This is a genomic window from Achromobacter sp. 1011811831 (assembly GCF_059760905.1).
Genome location: NZ_JCBANG010000017.1, coordinates 14,261 through 32,337 on the forward strand (window position 1 = coordinate 14,261; position 18,077 = coordinate 32,337).

Below are 18,077 nucleotides of genomic sequence, written 5' to 3' on the forward strand. Positions count from 1 at the left end.
GAGCATCGCTTTCAGAGTCCGCCCACATGCCGCAATTCTTTATTGAAAGACCAATTTTCGCCTGGGTCGTCGCCCTGTTCATCCTGCTTGCGGGTGTGCTGGCAATCCCCAGCATGCCGGTGTCGCAGTACCCGAACGTGGCACCGCCCGCCATCACCATCACGGCTACCTATCCGGGTGCGTCCGCCAAGGAGGTGGCTCAGTCGGTGACCTCTATCATCGAGGACAAGCTCAACGGCGCCAAGGGCCTGCTGTACTACGAATCGGTCAGCGATTCCTACGGCACCTCGACCATCACCGCTACCTTCGCGCCCGGACGAGACCCCGATCTGGCGCAGGTGGATGTGCAGAACCGCGTGTCCAACGTGATCGCGCAGCTGCCCACCGCCGTGCAGCAGCAGGGCCTGAAGTACGAGCAGACCAGCACGGGCTTCCTGCTGGTGGTGACGGTGTCGTCCACCGACGGTTCGCTCGACCAGACCGCGCTGGCCGACTATATCGCCCGCAATGTCCAGAACCCGATCTCGCGCGTGCCCGGCGTCGGCCAGTTCCAGCTGTTCGCGGCGCCGCGCGCCATGCGCATCTGGGTCGATCCCGCCAAGCTGGTCGGCTTTAACATGAGCATGGCCGAGGTCAACCAGGCGATTTCCGCGCAGAACATCCTGATCTCGGGCGGCAGCGTCGGTTCGCCGCCTAACCCGGATTCGCAGCGCATCACCGCCACGGTGACCGCCAACGGCCAGCTGTCCACGATCGAGGGCTTTGGCAAGATCGTGCTGCGCGCCAATACCGACGGTTCCAAGGTGCTGCTGCGCGACGTGGCACGCATCGAGGTCGGCGCCGACAACTACCAGTTCGGCGCCCGCCTGAACGGCAAGCCCACTGCCGCCTTCGCCGTCGTGCTGTCGCCCAACGCCAACGCGCTGGCCACGGCCCAGGGCGTGCGCAAGCAGATGGACGAGCTGGCCAAGTATTTCCCGGGCAACATCACGTATTCCATTCCCTATGACACCGCGCCCTACGTGCAGGTGTCGATCGAGCAGGTGCTGCACACCCTGGTGGAAGCCATGGTGCTGGTGTTCCTGGTGATGTACCTGTTCCTGCAGAACGTGCGCTATACCCTGATCCCGGCGCTGGTGGTGCCGGTGGCCATGCTGGGGACATTCGCGGTGATGCTGGGGCTGGGCTTCTCCATCAACGTATTGACCATGTTCGCCATGGTGCTGGCCATCGGCATCCTGGTGGACGACGCCATCGTGGTGGTCGAGAACGTGGAGCGCATCATGGCCACCGAGGGCCTGCCGCCCAAGGAGGCCACCAAGAAAGCCATGCCCCAGATCAGCGGCGCCATCGTCGGCATCACGCTGGTGCTGGTGACTGTGTTCCTGCCGCTGGCCTTCATGAGCGGGTCGGTGGGCGTGATCTACCGCCAGTTCTCGGTGGCCATGGCCGTGTCGATCTTCTTCTCGGCCCTGCTGGCGCTGACCTTCACCCCGGCGCTGTGCGCCACCATCCTCAAGCCCATCCCCAAGGGGCACCATGAGGAAAAGAAGGGCTTCTTCGGCTGGTTCAACCGCAAGTTCGACGCCACCACGCACAGCTACCAGAACTGGGTGGCGCGCGTCCTGCACAAGGGCGGCCGCATGATGCTGGCCTTCGTGCTGCTGGTCGTGCTGCTGGGCTGGCTGTTCCTGCGCCTGCCGTCTTCGTTCCTGCCCGAGGAAGACCAGGGCTACGTGGTCAGCAACATCGAGCTGCCCACCGGCGCCACGGCCAACCGGACTGTCGACGTGCTCAAGCAGGTCGAAGACTACTTCATGAAGATCCCGGCGGTCGAGAACGTCATTGCGATCCAGGGGTATAGCTTCAACGGCAACGGCCTGAACGCCGCCATTGCCTTCACCACGCTCAAGGATTTCAGCAAGCGCAAGGGCAGCGAGGATTCCGCAGGCGCCATCGCCTTCAACGCCTTCCAGCAGCAGTTGATGGGCATCCACGACGCCATGGTGTTCACCCTGGTGCCGCCGGCCATCTCCGCGCTGGGCAACGCCACCGGCTTCGACTTCCGCCTGCAGGATCGCGGCGCTGCCGGGACCGACGCACTGGCCGCGGCCACCGGCCAGCTGATGGGCCTGGCGATGCAGAGCCCGGTGCTGTCGCAGGTCCGCATCACCGGCCTGGGACCGGGCGCGCAGCTCAGCCTGAACATCGACCGCGAGAAGGCGGCCGCGCTGGGCGTGGACTTCAACGAGGCGGCGGCGCTGATTTCCACCGCCGTCGGCTCGGCCTACCTGAGCAAGTTCCCCAACCTGGGCCGGATGCAGAACATCTGGGTGCAGGCCGACGCGCCGTACCGCATGCAGCTCAAGGATGTGCTGGCGCTGAACGCCCGCAACCTGCAGGGTGGCATGGTGCCGCTGTCGTCCTTCGTCACGGCCGAATGGAAGCAGGGTCCCGTCCAGGTGGTGCGCTACAACAGCTACGAGGCTATCCGTATCGGCGGCAATGCCGCGCCGGGCTACACCACCGGCGATGCCATGGCCGAGATGGAGCGCCTGGTGGCGCAGCTGCCGCCGGGCTACGGCTTCGAGTGGAACGGCCTGTCCTATCAGGAACGCCAGGCCGGCAACCAGGCCCCGATCCTGATGGGCCTGTCGCTGCTGGTCGTGTTCCTGGTGCTGGCCGCGCTGTATGAAAGCTGGGCCATTCCGCTGTCGGTCATGCTGGTGGTGCCGCTGGGCATGCTGGGTGCGGTGGCGCTGGTCAGCGCGCTGGGCATGTCCAACGACGTGTACTTCCAGGTGGGCATGGTGACCGTGATCGGGCTGGCGGCCAAGAACGCCATCCTGATCGTGGAATTCGCCAAGGACCAGTACGCGCGCGGCATGGGGCTGTACGAGGCGGCGGTCGAGGCCGCGCGATTGCGGTTCCGGCCCATCCTGATGACCTCGCTGGCCTTCATCCTGGGCGTGGTGCCGCTGGCCATGGCCACCGGCGCCGGCGCCGCCAGCCAGCGCGCGGTGGGCCTGGGCGTGCTGGGCGGCATGCTTGCCGCCACGCCCTTCGCCGTGATGTTCGTGCCGACCTTCTTCGTGGTGGTGCTGGGCCTGTTCAAGACCAAGCCCCGCCTGCTGGGCGCCGAACTGAAGGCGTACGAGGAAGAACAGGCCGCCAAGAAGGCCGCCGAGGCTTCCGGCGCGCAACAATCCGCTCAACCCCATGGTGGCCAGGAGGGCAAGGTATGAAAGCCCTGATGTACAAACAGACCGCCTTGTCCGCCTTCGTGGCGGTGGCGTTGGCCGGCTGCTCGCTGGCGCCTGATTACAAGCGTCCCGACGCGCCAGTGTCCGGCAACTGGCCGGACCAGCCCAAGGTGCAGTACGGCGCCTACGCCAAGCCGACCGCGCTGGGCACGCAACCCGCGGCCTCGGTGGAGCCGCAGGCCGGCACGCCGGCCGCCGAGATCGGCTGGCGCGAGTTCTTCCGCGATCCGCGCCTGCAGCGCCTGATCGAGCTGTCGCTGGCCAACAACCGCGACCTGCGCGTGGCCGTGCAACGCGTCGAAGAAGCGCGCGCGCAATACGGCGTGCAGCGCGGCGCGCAGTGGCCCAGCATTGGCGCCGGCATCCAGGGCCAGCGCCAGCACCTGCCCGCCAACATGCGGGCGCCGGGCGCGGGCTCCATCAGCAGCAACTACCAGGCCGGCATCGGCCTGACCACGTTCGAGATCGACCTGTTCGGCCGGCTGCGCAGCCTGTCCGAGGCGGCGTACCAGCAGTACCTGTCGACCGAGCAGGCGCAGAAGAGCGTGCACATCACGCTGGTGGGCTCGGTCGCGCAGGCGTATTTCAACCTGCGCGCGGCCGAGGTCCAGATGGACCTGACCCAGCGCACGCTGGCCTCGCGCCAGGAGTCCTACAACCTGGTCAAGCGCCGCTTCGACGGCGGCGTGTCGTCCGAACTGGACCTGAACCAGGCCAAGACCTTGCTGGATTCGGCTTCGTCCAGCCTGGCCGAGCTGGCCCGCGTGCGCGCGCAAGCCGTCAACGCGCTGGTGGTGCTGGTGGGCGCGCCCTTGCCCGAGGACCTGCCCGCGCCGGCCGCGTTCGGCCGCGAGCAGTTGCTGGCCACGGTGCCGGCGGGGCTGCCGTCCGACCTGCTGGAGCGCCGGCCCGACATCGTCGCCGCCGAGCACCAGCTCAAGTCGGCCAATGCCAATATCGGCGCGGCGCGCGCGGCGTTCTTCCCGACCATCTCCCTGACCGGCCTGCTGGGCGCGGCCAGCCCCTCGCTGTCCGATCTTTTCAAGGGCGGGCAGGGGTACTGGAGCTTCTCGCCGTCGATCACCACGCCGCTGTTTGCCGGCGGCAGCATCCGCGAAGGGCTGAACCTGGCCAAGGCGCGCGATAATATTGCCGTGGCGCAGTATGAGAAAACCATCCAGCAGGCGTTCCGCGAAGTCTCGGACGCGCTGGCCGGCGAGGCCACCTACAGTGCCCAGCTGGATGCCCAGCGCGGCCTGCAGGATTCCTCGGCGCGCACGCTGGAACTGTCGAACCTGCGCTATACCAACGGAGTCGACAGCTATCTGCAGGTGCAGACGGCGCAAGTGGACTTTTTCAATGCCCAGATTTCCCTGGTGCAGACGGGGTTGGCCGCATTGATCAACCGCGTGGAACTGTACAAGGCCCTGGGCGGCGGCTGGCAGGAAACGACTAGGACGCAATGATAGAACTTGGTGTAAATATCGATCACGTGGCCACGCTGCGCCAGCAGCGTCACACGGTTTATCCGGACCCGGTCGCCGCCGCCCTGCGGGCGGAGGACGCCGGGGCCGACCTGATCACGCTGCACCTGCGCGAGGACCGGCGCCACATCCAGGACAAGGATGTCTACGCGCTGCGTCCGCTGCTGCGCACCCGCATGAACCTGGAGTGCGCGATCACGGCCGAGATGCTGGAGATCGCCTGTGCCGTCAAGCCCAGCGACGTCTGCCTGGTGCCCGAAAAACGCACCGAGCTGACCACCGAAGGCGGCCTGGAAGTGGCCGGCGCGCTCGCCGCCGTGACCGACGCCGTCGGCCTGCTGGCCGAGTCCGGCATCCGCGTGTCGCTGTTCATCGATCCCGAGCCGGCGCAGATCGCGGCCGCGGCCCAGGCCGGCGCGCCGGTGGTCGAACTGCATACCGGCGCCTATGCCGAAGCGCAGGACGAGGCCACGGCCCAGGCCGAGCTGGCGCGCATCCGCCTGGCGGTGGCCGAGGGCCTGCGCCACGGCCTGCGCGTGAATGCCGGCCATGGCCTGCATTACGGCAATGTGGGTCCGGTGGCGGCGGTGGACGGGATCGCCGAATTGAACATCGGCCACGCCATCGTGGCGCAGGCGGTGTTCGACGGCTGGGAAAAGGCGGTGCGCGACATGAAGGCGCTGATGGTGCAGGCGCGCCTGGAAGCGCTGCGCGGCCGCTGATACGTGGCCGCCAGGCCTGACGCATTCCGCATCCGAACCCGCCGCCTTGCCCATGTCCATGTCCGACGCTGCTTCTGACCCCGCCTCCGCCGCGCCGCCTGTCCCGTCCGCCCCGAAGGCGGGCGCCATCGCCGGCATCGGCATGGACCTGCTGCGCATCGATCGCATCGAGCGCGCGCTGGCGCGCCATGGCGACCGCTTCGCCGAGAAGATCCTGGGCGTGGAGGAACTGCGCAAGTTCCATGCGCGCCGCGCCCGCGATCCGGTGCGCGGCGTGCGCTTCCTGGCCACGCGCTTCGCCGCCAAGGAGGCCTTTTCCAAGGCCATCGGCCTGGGCATGCGCATGCCCATGACCTGGCGCCGGGTGCAGACCCTGAACGCGCCGGGCGGGCGGCCCGTGCTGGTGATCGCGCCGGAGCTGCAACAATGGTATGCGGCGCGCTTCGGCGCCGCGCATGTGTCGATTACCGATGAAACCGACATGGCCGCCGCCTACGTGGTGGTCGAAAGCAAGCCCTGACCCCGGCGCCCGTGTCCGCGGGCCTGCCTGATACAACGAAAAGGATTGCCAGATGGCCAAGAAATCATCCAGGAAGGCGGTCCTGCCTCCCGGCCCCGTGATGGTCGATGTGGCGGGATTCACGCTCACCAAGGAAGAAAAGAAGCGCCTGCGCCACCCGCTGGTGGGCGGCGTGATCCTGTTCGCGCGCAATTTCGAGAGCCGCGCCCAGCTGACCCGCCTGACGCGCCAGATCCACAAGGCGCGCAAGGAACCGCTGCTGATCCTGGTGGATCACGAGGGCGGCCGTGTCCAGCGCTTCCGCGAGGACGGCTTCACGCCGCTGCCGCCGATGCGCGCGCTGGGCGAGCTGTGGGACCGCGATCCGCTGAACGCCATGCGCCTGGCCACCGAGGCCGGCTACGTGCTGGCCGCCGAGCTGCGTGCCTGCGGCGTGGACATGAGCTTCACGCCCGTGCTGGACCTGGACTATGGCGTCAGCAAGGTGATCGGCAACCGCGCCTTCCACGCCGATCCGCGCGTGGTCGCCATGCTGTCGCGCGCCCTGATCCAGGGCCTGTCGCTGGCCGGCATGTCGTCCTGCGGCAAGCATTTCCCCGGCCATGGCTATGTGCAGGCCGATTCGCACCACGAGATCCCGGTCGACCCGCGTCCGCTGGCCGACATCCTGCGCGACGACGCCGCGCCCTATGCCTGGCTGGGCGACGCCGTGCTGCCCTCGGTCATGCCGGCGCACGTCATCTACCCCAAGGTCGACAAGCATCCCGCCGGCTTCTCCAAGCGCTGGGTGCAGGACATCCTGCGCAAGCGCCTGGGCTACGATGGCGTGGTGTTCTCCGACGACCTGACGATGGAAGGCGCCTCGGTGGCCGGCGATATCCTGGACCGCGCCAACGCGGCGCTGGGCGCGGGCTGCGACATGGTGCTGGTGTGCAATCGGCCCGACCTGGCCGACGAGTTGCTGTCGCGGCTGGCGTTCAAGCATCCGCCCGAGTCGGTGGAACGCATCCGCCGCCTGATGCCGCGCTTCGACGCGCCGGACTGGGACACCCTGCAGGCCGAAAGCCGCTATCAGAATGCCCGACGACTTCAATCTCAAATCGTTCCTGGCTGACCTGCCGCATCTGCCGGGCGTGTACCGGCACCTGGATGCGGCCGGCGAGGTCATGTATGTCGGCAAGGCGCGCGACCTGAAGAAGCGCGTCTCGTCGTATTTCCAGAAGACCCTGTCCAGCCCGCGCATCGCCCAGATGGTGGCGAAGGTGGCGCGGCTGGAGGTCACGGTCACGCGCTCGGAGGCCGAGGCGCTGATCCTGGAAAACAACCTCATCAAGACGCTGAAGCCGCGCTACAACATCCTGTTCCGCGACGACAAGTCCTACCCGTACCTGCTCATCACCGGCCATGAATGGCCGCGCATCGCCTACTACCGCGGCGCCACCAACAAGCGCGGCCAGTACTTCGGCCCGTTTCCCAATGCCTGGGCGGTACGCGAGACCATCCAGATCCTGCAGAAGGTCTTCCGCCTGCGCACCTGCGAGGACTCGGTCTTCGCCAACCGTTCGCGGCCCTGTCTGCTGCATCAGATCGGGCGCTGCTCGGCGCCCTGCGTGGGCGTGATCGGCGCCGAGGATTATGCGCGCGACGTGCAGCGCGCCGCGCGCTTCCTGAACGGCGAGGCCAAGGACGTCATGGGCGAGATCGAGTCGCGCATGCAGCAGGCCGCCAGCGAGCTGCGCTTCGAGGAGGCGGCGGCGCTGCGCGACCAGATGGGCTCGCTGGCGCGCGTGCTGCACCAGCAGACCATGGAAAGCACCAGCGGCGAGGACACGGACATCATCGCGGTGGCCATCGCCGGCGGCAAGGTCTGCGTCAACCTGGCCATGGTGCGCGGCGGCCGCCACCTGGGCGACAAGCCGTTCTTCCCGTCGCACGCCGAGGGCGAGGCCGCGCCGCAGGTGCTGGAAGCCTTCGTCGCCCAGCACTACGCCGACAACGCGCTGCCGCCGGTGCTGGTGTGTTCGCACGCCTTGCCCGATCCCGAGCTGGTGGACCTGCTGGCCGAACAGGCCGGCGGTCGCCCCGCGCGGGTGCTGACGCGGCCGCAGGGCGCGCGCCGCGCCTGGCTGGAGCAGGCCGGCAAGAACGCCGACATGGCGCTGGCGCGGGCGCTGACCGAATCCGGCGCGCGCGCCGCCCGCACCCTGGCCCTGGCCGAGGCGCTGGACCTGGACACCGACGAGGCCGCGCTGGACGCGCTGCGCATCGAGTGCTTCGATATCAGCCACACGGCCGGCGAAGCCACCCAGGCGTCCTGCGTGGTGTTCGAGCACCATGACGTGCAGCCCTCGCTCTACCGCCGCTACAACATCGCCGGCATCACGCCGGGCGACGACTACGCCGCCATGCGCCAGGTGCTGTCGCGCCGCTTCGCCAAGGTGGCCGACGGCGAGGCGCAGATGCCGGGCCTGGTGCTGATCGACGGCGGCAAGGGCCAGGTGGAAGTCGCGCGGCAGGTGTTCGCCGAGCTGGGCCTGGACATCCAGACCCTGGTCGGCGTGGCCAAGGGGGAAGGGCGCAAGGTCGGCCTGGAAACCCTGGTCTTCGCCGACGGCCGCCCGCCCGTGGCGCTGGGCGGCGAATCGGCCGCGCTGATGCTGATCGCGCAGGTGCGCGACGAGGCGCACCGCTTCGCCATCACCGGCATGCGCGCCCGCCGCGCCAAGGCCCGCAACGTGTCGCGCCTGGAAGAAATCGAAGGCATCGGCGCCCGCCGCCGCCAGCGCCTGCTGGCCCGCTTCGGCGGCTTTTCAGGCGTGGCCTCGGCCAGCATCGAAGACCTGGCCTCGGTCGACGGCATCTCCCAAGACCTCGCCATCCGCATTTATGAAGCCTTGCGGTAGCACTTCCGTGCTACATATCCCCACCTTGTTCAGTCCCGCAGCGGGGCGCGGCCCGGCGTCCGTTGATCGCGAGGTTCGGCGAGCGCGCATCCCGGCCGGCCAGCGCCGCGGCATGTCGGTAACGCGACACCACCGCGCAGCCGCCACGCAAGCAGCCGGCCCAGCCAGGCCGAGCCACGCAAGCCGAGCGACGCAAGTAGCCAGCCCAGCCAGGCCGAGCCAAGCAAGCCAAACGACGCAAGCCGCTGATGCCCCACAAGCCAGGTCGCGCGGATCCGGCTCCGCCGGTCCGCAGCGACGCCCCCCTGGGGGGGAAGCGCCGCAGGCGCTGCGGGGGGGAACCCTTGATGTAGCATACGGATACTATGCCAATTAACGTACCCATAATCCTGACATGGCTGCGCATCGCCATGATTCCGCTGGTCGTCGGGCTGTTCTACCTGCCCGATAGCTGGATGGCGGTCACCACGCGCGACACGCTGGCCGCCTGGGCCTTCATCATCGCCGCGCTGACCGATTGGTTCGATGGCTGGCTGGCCCGCCGCTGGAACCAGACCTCGGCGTTCGGCGCCTTCCTCGATCCGGTGGCCGACAAGCTGATGGTCTGCGCCGCGCTGATCGTGCTGCTGGACCTTAGCCGCGTCGACGCCTTCATTTCCCTGATCATCATCGGCCGCGAGATCACGATTTCCGCGCTGCGCGAATGGATGGCCCAGATCGGCGCCAGCGCCAGCGTGGCCGTGCACCGGCTGGGCAAGTTCAAGACCGCGGCGCAAATGGTGGCGATTCCCTGCCTGCTGTACAACCAGCCGGTCATGGGCGTCAGCACCAAGCTGCTGGGCGACCTGCTGATCATCGTCGCGGCGGTGCTGACGGTCTGGTCCATGCTGTACTACCTGCAGCGCGCCTGGCCGGCGATCCGCGAAAAGGCCAAGTAAACTAACGTGTTAACGTAATGGCGGCCCGGCTCGCGCCCGGGGCCGCCATCGCATTCCAAGAGCGATGCCGGCAGACCGGCACGGCCGCCGCGCCGCATTCGCCGAGAGACCGGCGCCGTGATCCGCGGCGCCGCCGGAGACAACCCGCGAGCCGCCCGCAGCCGGCGGCCGCCATCGCCGCCTTGCGCGGCCCATCGCAATGAACAGCGCAGCAAACTCCCTGGCCTCGGACCCCGCCGTCCGGCGCCGCGACTGGCAGATCATCCTCCTGATCGGCGTGATCCACGCCAGTTCGCACTTCTTCCAGCTCGTCCTGCCGTCGCTCTATGTCTCGCTGGGCAATGCCTTCGGGCTGGATTTCGCCCGGCTGGGCCTGCTGGTGTCCACCTTCTATGTGGTGTCCGGCATCGGCCAGGCGTCTTCCGGATTCGTGGTCGACCGCATCGGCGCGCGGCCGGTACTGTGGTTCGGCCTGAGCTGCTTCGTGGTGTCGGGGCTGCTGATCGGCTCGGCCAATGGCTACGCCATGCTGATGGCCGCCGCCGTGGTTGGCGGCATCGGCAATTCGGTGTTCCATCCGGCCGACTATTCCATCATCAACCATCGCGTCACGGCCCCGCGCCTGGGCCATGCGTTCTCGGCGCACGGCCTGACCGGCAACCTGGGCTGGGCGCTGACGCCGGTGTTCATGACCAGCATCACGCTGCTGGCCGATTGGCGCGTGGCGGCCTACTGCGCCGCCGGGCTGGTGGCGCTGGTGCTGCTGCTGGCCGTGCTGGGGCGCGACCTGATCGGCGGCCCGGCGGCAGCCGAGGGCGACGCGGCCAAGACCGGCGCGCGGCCGGCCGCGGCGCAGCAGGGCGTGCTCGCGACCCTGGCGACGCTGCTGTCCAAGCCGGCGCTGTGGGGCGCCTTCCTGTTCTTCGCTTTCACCTCGATCGCGCTGTCCTCGGTGCAGAACTACACCATTCCGCTGCTGGGCCAGCTCTATGACCTGTCCAAGGTCGCCGCCAGCTCGGCGCTGTCCGGCTACATGATCGCGTCGGCGGTGGGCATGGCGGCGGGCGGCTTCCTGGTGTCGGCCAATCCGCGCACCGAGCGCACCGTGATGGTGGCGCTGATCCTGGCCGGCCTGACGCTGGTGGTGCTGGCGCTGGGCCTGGTGCCCGCCGCGCTGGCCGCGCCGGTGGTGGGGCTGGCGGGCTTTTGCTCCGGCGTGGCGGCGCCGTCGCGCGACATGCTGATCCGCCGCGTGACGCCCAAGGGCGCCACCGGCTCGGTCTATGGCCTGGTGTATTCGGGCATGGACGTGGGCTCGGCCCTGGGGCCGCTGGCCTTCGGCCTGCTGCTGGACGCCGGTCTGCGCCAGGGGCCGTGGGTGGGCGCGGGCGTGGCCTTCGCCGTCGCGGCGCTGCTGGCTCAGTGGATCGCGGTGCAGGCGCGCCGCGCCGATCCGGTGGCTGCCGCGCCCGCGCGGTCCTGAGGCGCGCCGTTCGCGGCGATCCGTCAGGCGGATCGCCGTGGGCCCGAGCGCCGGCACAATGGCCGCGACGCTCCCGCCGGCCGTCCGGTCGACCTTTCTCTTGGTTCTGCGCCGCATCCGCCGCGCGCATCTGCTCATTCCCCCTTTCCCCTTTGCGTGCTTGCGCCTGGTCAACGCCAGGCGTGGCTGGCGCGCGACCGGCTTGCAGGCTTGACCGGCCGCAAGCAGCGCCGGGGCCTTCATCGCTGTAATACCTCACAAGCAGAGAGGTTATTCAACGGGAGTAAGCAACATGAGTAAGCAAAGCGCATGGCTCGCCGCAGGACTGGTCGCGGGGCTGTGGGTCAGTCCGGCCACGGCGACGACCGCCACGCAGGAGCCGATACAGCCGATCGAGGCCGCGGTGATCAAGGATCCCGCCAAGGTGGAGCTGGGCAAGAAGCTGTTCTTCGATCCGCGCCTGTCCAAGTCCGGCGCCATTTCCTGTAATTCCTGCCACAACCTGGGCATGGGCGGCTCGGACAACATCAAGGGTTCCATCGGCCACAATTGGCAGCAGGGCGGCATCAATTCGCCCACGGTGCTGAACTCCAGCCTGAGCATCGCCCAGTTCTGGGACGGTCGCGCCAAGGACCTGAGCGAGCAGGCCGGCGGCCCCATCGCCAACCCCATGGAAATGGCGTCCTCGCACGAGCTGGCGGTGCAGGTGCTCAATTCCATCCCCGGCTACAAGGCCGAGTTCAAGAAGGTGTTCGGCAAGGATGCCATCACCATCGAGGAAGTGACCGGCGCGCTGGCCGCGTTCGAGGAAACGCTGGTGACGCCGAACGCGCGCTTCGACAAATGGTTGCGCGGCGACAAGCAGGCGCTGACCGTGCAGGAACTGGCCGGCTACCAGCTATTCAAGAACAGCGGCTGCGTGGCCTGCCACAACGGCGCGGCGGTGGGCGGCAACTCGTTCCAGAAGATGGGCGTGGTCGAGCCCTACAAGACCGACAACAAGGCCGAGGGGCGCTCGGCGGTCACGGGCAAGGACGCCGACCGCTTCAACTTCAAGGTGCCCACGCTGCGCAACGTCGAGCTGACCTATCCCTACTTCCATGATGGCGAAGCCGCCACGCTGACGCAGGCGGTGGACGTGATGGGCCGGCTGCAGCTGGGCCGCACCTTCACGCAGGAAGAGAACGCGCAGATCGTGGCCTTCCTGAAGACGCTGACGGGCGACCAGCCGGTGTTCCAGTATCCGATCCTGCCGCCGTCGGCGGACGATACGCCGCGGCCGCAGCCGTTCACGAAGTAGGCCCTGGCCAGGCGCGCGCAGTCCTCGATGGGGCTGCGCCGCGGCATTCCGCCGGCCGGGTGCGCCGGCGGTTTGCCTTATTGGCGCACCGTGCGCACGTCGGGCGGCGGGGCCGCCTCGAAGTTGCTGCGCCACGGGTTGATGTCCAGCCCGCCACGGCGCGTATAGCGCGCATAGACCGTCAGCAGCTCGGGCCGGCAGGCCGCCATGATGTCGGTGTAGATGCGCTCCACGCAGTGCTCGTGGAATTCCGCGTGCTGGCGGAACGAGATCACGTAGCGCAGCAACGCTTCGCGGTCTATCGGCGCGCCGCGATAGCGGATCTGCACGCTGGCCCAGTCGGGCTGGCCGGTGACCGGGCAGTTCGATTTCAGCAGCCGCGAGCACAGCGTTTCCTCGACGGCATCGCCGGGCCGCGTGCGCAGCAGCTCGGGCGCGGGCTCGTAGGTGTCGATCTCGATGTCCAGCTTGTCTATATAGATGCCGTCCAGCTCGCCCATGCGCAGTTCGCCGAAACGCTGTGGCAGGATGAAGTCCAGGCCCACCGGCGCGCCGGCGGCCGCGCTCAGGTCGCGCTCCAGCCGGCCGCGCAGCGCGGCGGAATTGACCAGCCGGGTCTGGTTGAACGAGTTCAGGTAGAGCTTGAACGACTTGGACTCGATGATGTTGGGGCTGTCGGCCGGCACCGAGAACGTGGCCATGGCCACGCGCGGCTTGCCCTTGGCGTCCAGCCATGACAGTTCATAGGCGTTCCACAGGTCGACGCCGGCGAAGGGCAGGGCGCCGGCATGCAGGTCCAGCGCGGCGCGGTTGTGCGAGCGGGCGATGGGGAACAGCAGCGAGGGATCGTATTGCGAGGCGTAGGCCACGCTCTGGCCCAGCGGGCCGTGAGACAGCGTCATGGATGGATTGGAATCTGCAAGGGAATGGACGCATTTTAGGCGCTTTGAAATGCGCATTTTTTTGCATTGTGAAATGCCGTCTTCGTCATGTGAAAGTTCGTGTTGCGCAGCAGCGGGAGGCCATTTCACAGATGGCGATAGCGTTCCGTAATGCAAAATTGAACTTTCAAGTTATTGATATTAAAGAAATAACTTTTTCGTCTTATATAAGATATCTGGCCACATTGCTCCGCAGCACAGGAATAGACTTTCTCCAACGATTCACGCAATGCCCGGGCCGCGAAATTCCTCCGGACCCATCCTTGAAAGTCTTTCCCACTACTGACCAGGAGCATCACCATGAGCACCCGCGAAACCGAAATCCGCAATCTGCAGAAGGACTGGGCCGAGAACGCCCGCTGGCAGGGCATCAAGCGCGCCTACAGCGCCGAGGATGTGATCCGTCTGCGCGGTTCGGTCGCCGTCGAGCACACGCTGGCCCGCCGCGGTTCGACCCGCCTGTGGGAACTGCTGCACAGCGAACCGTTCGTGAATTCGCTTGGCGCGCTGACTGGCAACCAGGCCATGCAGCAGGTCAAGGCCGGCCTGAAGGCCATCTACCTGTCGGGCTGGCAGGTGGCGGGCGACGCCAACCTGGCTGGCGAGATGTATCCCGACCAGTCGCTGTACCCGGCCAACTCGGTGCCGCAGGTGGTTCGTCGCATCAACAACTCGCTGACACGCTGCGACCAGGTCCAGTGGATGGAAGGCAAGAATCCCGGCGATGAAGGCTATATCGACTACTTCGCGCCCATCGTGGCCGACGCCGAAGCCGGCTTCGGCGGCGTGCTCAACGCCTTCGAACTGATGAAGGGCATGATCGAAGCGGGCGCCTCGGGCGTGCACTTCGAAGACCAGCTGGCCTCGGTCAAGAAGTGCGGCCACATGGGCGGCAAGGTGCTGGTGCCGACCCGCGAGGCCGTGTCCAAGCTGGTCTCGGCCCGCCTGGCCGCCGACGTGATGGGCACGCCGACCGTGCTGCTGGCCCGTACCGACGCCGACGCCGCCGACCTGGTGACCAGCGACGTGGACGACAACGACCGCCCGTTCATCACCGGCGAGCGCACCGTGGAAGGCTTCTTCCGCACTCGCGCCGGCATTGACCAGGCGATCTCGCGCGGCCTGGCCTATGCGCCCTATGCCGATCTGATCTGGTGCGAAACGTCCACGCCGAACCTGGAATACGCCCGCAAGTTCGCCGAGGCCATCCATCGCCAGTTCCCGGGCAAGCTGCTGGCCTACAACTGCTCGCCCTCGTTCAACTGGAAGAAGAACCTGGACGACGCCACCATCGCCAAGTTCCAGCGCGAGCTGGGCGCCATGGGCTACAAGTTCCAGTTCATCACGCTGGCCGGCTTCCACGCGCTGAACTACGGCATGTTCGAGCTGGCCCACGGCTACGCCCGCCGCCAGATGAGCGCCTTCGTGGAACTGCAGCAGAAGGAATTCGCCGCCGCCGAGATTGGCTTCACCGCGGTCAAGCACCAGCGCGAAGTCGGCACCGGCTACTTCGACGCCGTGACCCAGACCATCGAGGGCGGCCAGTCCTCGACCACCGCGCTGACCGGCTCGACCGAGGAAGCCCAGTTCGAACACGGCGCCGCCGGCAAGGCCAAGTTGGTCGCCTGACGAGGCCCGGGCCGCGAGGCCCGCGCTTCCCGAGTTTGCTGTAACCGTAGTTTGTAGTAGCTGTTGTAGGGTGGATTAAGGGTGCCTGCGGGCACCCTCTTTTTTAGCCTGATTCCTGCAACCAGACCGGCAGATTGCGCCGGGTATGAAGCACGCGCCATACGTCGATGTGTTGTGGACATTCGACGTAGAAAACCAGGAAAGGGTAGCGCGACAGAGGCCACGAGCGCAGGTCCGGGAGATCCAGCTCGTGCGCGTATCGGCTGGAACCGGAAGCGGGATGGCGGGCAATGTGGCGATACGCGGCTTCCAGTGCGTCGACGAATCCCGATGCCGCCCGGGGCGCTTGCTCATCCAGGTAGTGGGTGATGGCCTCGTCGATGTCCTGCTCGGCCCGCGTTCTGGGAATGATCGGCTTGGCGGACATGTCCGCTAGGCGCCCGATTTCGTGCTTTGCCGGATGCGGCCGCGCAATGCGTCGAAATAGCTCGCGTCGACGGGCTTGGTCGGCTCTGAAGCCGCGCCGGCCAGCAGTAACTCGCGCAGTTGCAGGCGGTCCTTGTCCTTGCGGATCAATTCGCGGACATACTCGCTGCTGGTGCCATAGCCGCGCTGGCTGACCTGCTCGTCGACGAACGATTTCAGCGCGTCGGGCAGGGAGATGTTCATCGTGCTCATGGCGCTAGCTTAGGATTCTTGGCAAAAATTGGCAAGCCTGTCCAGGGCGTCGGTGAACGTTCTTGTCCTACTCACATTCACGGCAGCAACTCCCGCGCCAGGATGTACTCGCTGGCGCTCAGCAGGTCCGCGTGCAGCGCCTGGCGCGCGGCGGCGGGGTCGCGTTTCTCGATGGCGGCGACCATGGCGCGGTGGTGCAGGTGGGCCTCGCCCTGGCTCAGGCGCGCGGCGCTGCTGGCCAGGTCGTAGTTCAGCACCGGGCCGATCTGCAGCCACAGGCTCTCGATGATCTGCAGCAGCGCCGGCATGCGCGCGCTGCGGTAGATGGCGAAGTGCAGGTTCTTGTTGGCGCGCACCGCCGCGCGTGAATCAGGCTGGGCGCGGGCCTGCAGGAATTCCTGTTCGTGGCGCTGGATCTCGGCCAGTTCGTCCTCGTCGCGCTTGTCGGCGGCGGATTCGATGGCCAGGCATTCCAGTTGCAGGCGGATGGTGCGCAGTTCCAGGAAGCGCTCGCGCGTCATCAGCGGCACGCGGATCGCGCGGTTGGGCAGTACTTCCAGCGCCTGTTCGGCCGCCAGCCGGGTGACCGCCTCGCGCACCGGCATGGCGCTGGTGCCGATGGCCGCGGCCAGCCCGCGCAGCGTGAAGCGCTGGCCGGGCTCCATTTCCCCGGCCTGCAGCAGCTCCTTCAGGTCGCCGTAGACCTGGTCCGACAGCGTCTGGCGGACGATCTTTTCCATCTTCCCGTCCAGATCGGCCTCGGCGCCGAAACGCGAGGCGCGCGAGGGAGAACCCTGAGATTCCAACGGTTGCGTGGCCGGATTTGCAGTCGTACTATTATTTTTCATGATCTGTGATCACAGATAAGATTGGTCCTACAACAAGCTTAACCCGACCGGAGCCGCAAGAGTTCCGGCATGCGTGAAAACCTGCTGCCCGACGTGCCGGATCCCGCCCAGGCTGGACCGGGCCGGCCGGGATCAGGCGCCCCGATCCAGGAACCGCCTGGACCCGCCGCGCAACCAGACGTTGTCCATCGCAATACCGCGATAACCAACCGTTCCGGCCAGGAGACAAGCAAATGCATCGGTGGATCAAGAATGGGGCGGCCTGCGCCCTGGTTGCAGCCGGCCTGTTGCCCGCGCTGGCTGGCGCGCAGGCGCAGCCCGCCAGGGCCAAGGTGTTCCTCAGCATGAGCTACGTCGGCAACGACTGGCAGGCGGAAGCCTCGAACATGGTCAAGGCGATGGCGGCGCATCCCTCGCTGGCCAACAAGATCGACCTGCAGGTGCAGGTCGCCGGTCCCAACGCGCAGAAGCAGATCCAGCAGATCAACGCCATGGTGCAGGCCGGCGCCAAGGCCATTGTCATCTTTCCCATCTCGCCCACCGCACTGAACCAGGTGGTGCGCAGCGCCTGCGCCAAGAAGGTGCTGGTGTTCGCCTACGACGGCGAGATCACCGAGCCCTGCGCGCACAACGTCACCATCGACCAGGAAGAGGCCGGCCGCGTCACGGCGCAATGGCTGGCCGACAAGCTGGGCGGCAAGGGCCGGGTGGTGATGGTGACCGGCGTGCCGGGCACCTCGGTCGACACGCAGCGCACCGACGCCGCGAAGAAGGTGTTCGCCAAGTATCCGGACATCAAGGTGGTGGGCGAGGCCGTGGGCATGTGGAGCCAGGCCGTGGCGCGCACCGAGCTGTCCAAGCTGCTGGCCACGCGCAGCTGGAACGATATCGACGGGCTGTGGATGCAGGTGGGCTGCTACACCGCCAACGCCATGCAGCTGGAAGCGGGCCGCAAACCCGGCCAGTTGCTGCCCTGCGCGGGCGAGGGCTCCAACGGCGGCCGCGTGCAGATGCTGCTGGCCGGCACGACGGTCGACGGCGCGACGGGCAGTTACGCGCCCATGGGCGCGCCGCGCATTTCCTACGCCTCGCCACCGTACTCGGGCGCGCTGGCGCTGAAGCTGGCGGTGCAGGCGCTGGAAGGCAAGGACGTGCCCAAGCGCGTCACGCTGCCGCTGCCGCTGGTCACCAACGACACCATCAAGCTCTGCCAGGAGGGCAGCTGGGCGGAGATGAAGGCGGGTTGCAACGCGTTCAAGCCGTCCGTGGTGCAGAACCCGGGCTGGTTCGCGTCGATCTTTTCGGCCGACACGCCGGAGGTCGGGCTGAACGCCGCGCTGTCCGCTCAGCCTGAAAAATGAGTAAACC

General features: G+C 67.4%; 15 protein-coding genes. 11 read left to right on the plus strand and 4 right to left on the minus strand.

The window, feature by feature from the left end; translation table 11 throughout:
* Nucleotides 1-26 precede the first annotated feature (26 nt).
* From AC6LJ9_RS09225 to AC6LJ9_RS09265, 9 genes are all read left to right on the plus strand, one after another.
* Complete coding sequence (locus AC6LJ9_RS09225; protein ID WP_498147327.1) at nt 27-3,245, plus strand: efflux RND transporter permease subunit; 3,219 nt, start codon at nt 27-29, stop codon at nt 3,243-3,245.
* Entirely contained in the window at nt 3,242-4,729 is a 1,488-nt protein-coding gene (locus tag AC6LJ9_RS09230) for an efflux transporter outer membrane subunit (protein WP_498147328.1), read from the plus strand. Before AC6LJ9_RS09225 ends, AC6LJ9_RS09230 begins: the two co-directional genes overlap by 4 nt.
* Nucleotides 4,726-5,469, plus strand: a complete 744-nt coding sequence (locus AC6LJ9_RS09235) for a pyridoxine 5'-phosphate synthase (protein WP_498147329.1) — start codon at nt 4,726-4,728, stop codon at nt 5,467-5,469. Before AC6LJ9_RS09230 ends, AC6LJ9_RS09235 begins: the two co-directional genes overlap by 4 nt.
* A 58-nt stretch (nt 5,470-5,527) precedes the next feature.
* Nucleotides 5,528-5,989 carry a holo-ACP synthase gene (acpS, locus tag AC6LJ9_RS09240; RefSeq protein ID WP_498147380.1) on the plus strand — a complete coding sequence of 154 codons (462 nt, stop codon included), beginning with the start codon at nt 5,528-5,530 and terminating at the stop codon, nt 5,987-5,989.
* Between the two features lie 52 nt (nt 5,990-6,041).
* Nucleotides 6,042-7,103 (plus strand): beta-N-acetylhexosaminidase, encoded by a 1,062-nt coding sequence (gene nagZ / locus AC6LJ9_RS09245; protein ID WP_498147330.1) that lies wholly within the window; start codon nt 6,042-6,044, stop codon nt 7,101-7,103.
* Nucleotides 7,066-8,892, plus strand: coding sequence for an excinuclease ABC subunit UvrC (uvrC, locus tag AC6LJ9_RS09250; RefSeq protein ID WP_498147331.1), 1,827 nt, complete (start codon nt 7,066-7,068; stop codon nt 8,890-8,892). Before nagZ ends, uvrC begins: the two co-directional genes overlap by 38 nt.
* A gap of 365 nt (nt 8,893-9,257) precedes the next feature.
* Nucleotides 9,258-9,830, plus strand: coding sequence for a CDP-diacylglycerol--glycerol-3-phosphate 3-phosphatidyltransferase (gene pgsA, locus AC6LJ9_RS09255; protein ID WP_103273697.1), 573 nt, complete (start codon nt 9,258-9,260; stop codon nt 9,828-9,830).
* Between the two features lie 199 nt (nt 9,831-10,029).
* Entirely contained in the window at nt 10,030-11,313 is a 1,284-nt protein-coding gene (locus tag AC6LJ9_RS09260; protein WP_498147332.1) for an MFS transporter, read from the plus strand.
* Between the two features lie 292 nt (nt 11,314-11,605).
* Nucleotides 11,606-12,613 carry a cytochrome-c peroxidase gene (locus tag AC6LJ9_RS09265; RefSeq protein ID WP_498147333.1) on the plus strand — a complete coding sequence of 336 codons (1,008 nt, stop codon included), beginning with the start codon at nt 11,606-11,608 and terminating at the stop codon, nt 12,611-12,613.
* A gap of 77 nt (nt 12,614-12,690) precedes the next feature.
* Here the strand turns inward: AC6LJ9_RS09265 and queF are convergent, their stop codons facing one another.
* Nucleotides 12,691-13,515 (minus strand): NADPH-dependent 7-cyano-7-deazaguanine reductase QueF, encoded by an 825-nt coding sequence (queF, locus tag AC6LJ9_RS09270; RefSeq protein WP_103273700.1) that lies wholly within the window; start codon nt 13,513-13,515, stop codon nt 12,691-12,693.
* Between the two features lie 339 nt (nt 13,516-13,854).
* Between queF and aceA the strand changes: the two genes are divergently transcribed.
* Nucleotides 13,855-15,183 carry an isocitrate lyase gene (gene aceA / locus AC6LJ9_RS09275; RefSeq protein WP_212321335.1) on the plus strand — a complete coding sequence of 443 codons (1,329 nt, stop codon included), beginning with the start codon at nt 13,855-13,857 and terminating at the stop codon, nt 15,181-15,183.
* A 103-nt stretch (nt 15,184-15,286) separates the two neighbouring features.
* On the opposite strand, the gene AC6LJ9_RS09280 is transcribed toward aceA, so the two are convergent.
* The 3 genes from AC6LJ9_RS09280 to AC6LJ9_RS09290 all read right to left on the minus strand — a co-directional run bounded on the left by AC6LJ9_RS09280 (nt 15,287) and on the right by AC6LJ9_RS09290 (nt 16,601).
* Nucleotides 15,287-15,610 (minus strand): type II toxin-antitoxin system RelE/ParE family toxin, encoded by a 324-nt coding sequence (locus AC6LJ9_RS09280; RefSeq protein WP_498147334.1) that lies wholly within the window; start codon nt 15,608-15,610, stop codon nt 15,287-15,289.
* 5 nt (nt 15,611-15,615) lie between these two features.
* The gene (locus AC6LJ9_RS09285; protein WP_212321339.1) at nt 15,616-15,861 is read right to left on the minus strand and encodes a type II toxin-antitoxin system ParD family antitoxin; all 246 of its coding nucleotides are present in this window, start codon (nt 15,859-15,861) and stop codon (nt 15,616-15,618) included.
* Nucleotides 15,862-15,938: 77 nt separating this feature from the next.
* Nucleotides 15,939-16,601: a GntR family transcriptional regulator gene (locus AC6LJ9_RS09290; protein ID WP_498147335.1), complete on the minus strand. Its 663-nt coding sequence runs from the start codon at nt 16,599-16,601 to the stop codon at nt 15,939-15,941.
* 341 nt (nt 16,602-16,942) lie between these two features.
* Between AC6LJ9_RS09290 and AC6LJ9_RS09295 the strand changes: the two genes are divergently transcribed.
* Nucleotides 16,943-18,070, plus strand: a complete 1,128-nt coding sequence (locus AC6LJ9_RS09295; protein ID WP_498147336.1) for a sugar ABC transporter substrate-binding protein — start codon at nt 16,943-16,945, stop codon at nt 18,068-18,070.
* Nucleotides 18,071-18,077 lie beyond the last annotated feature (7 nt).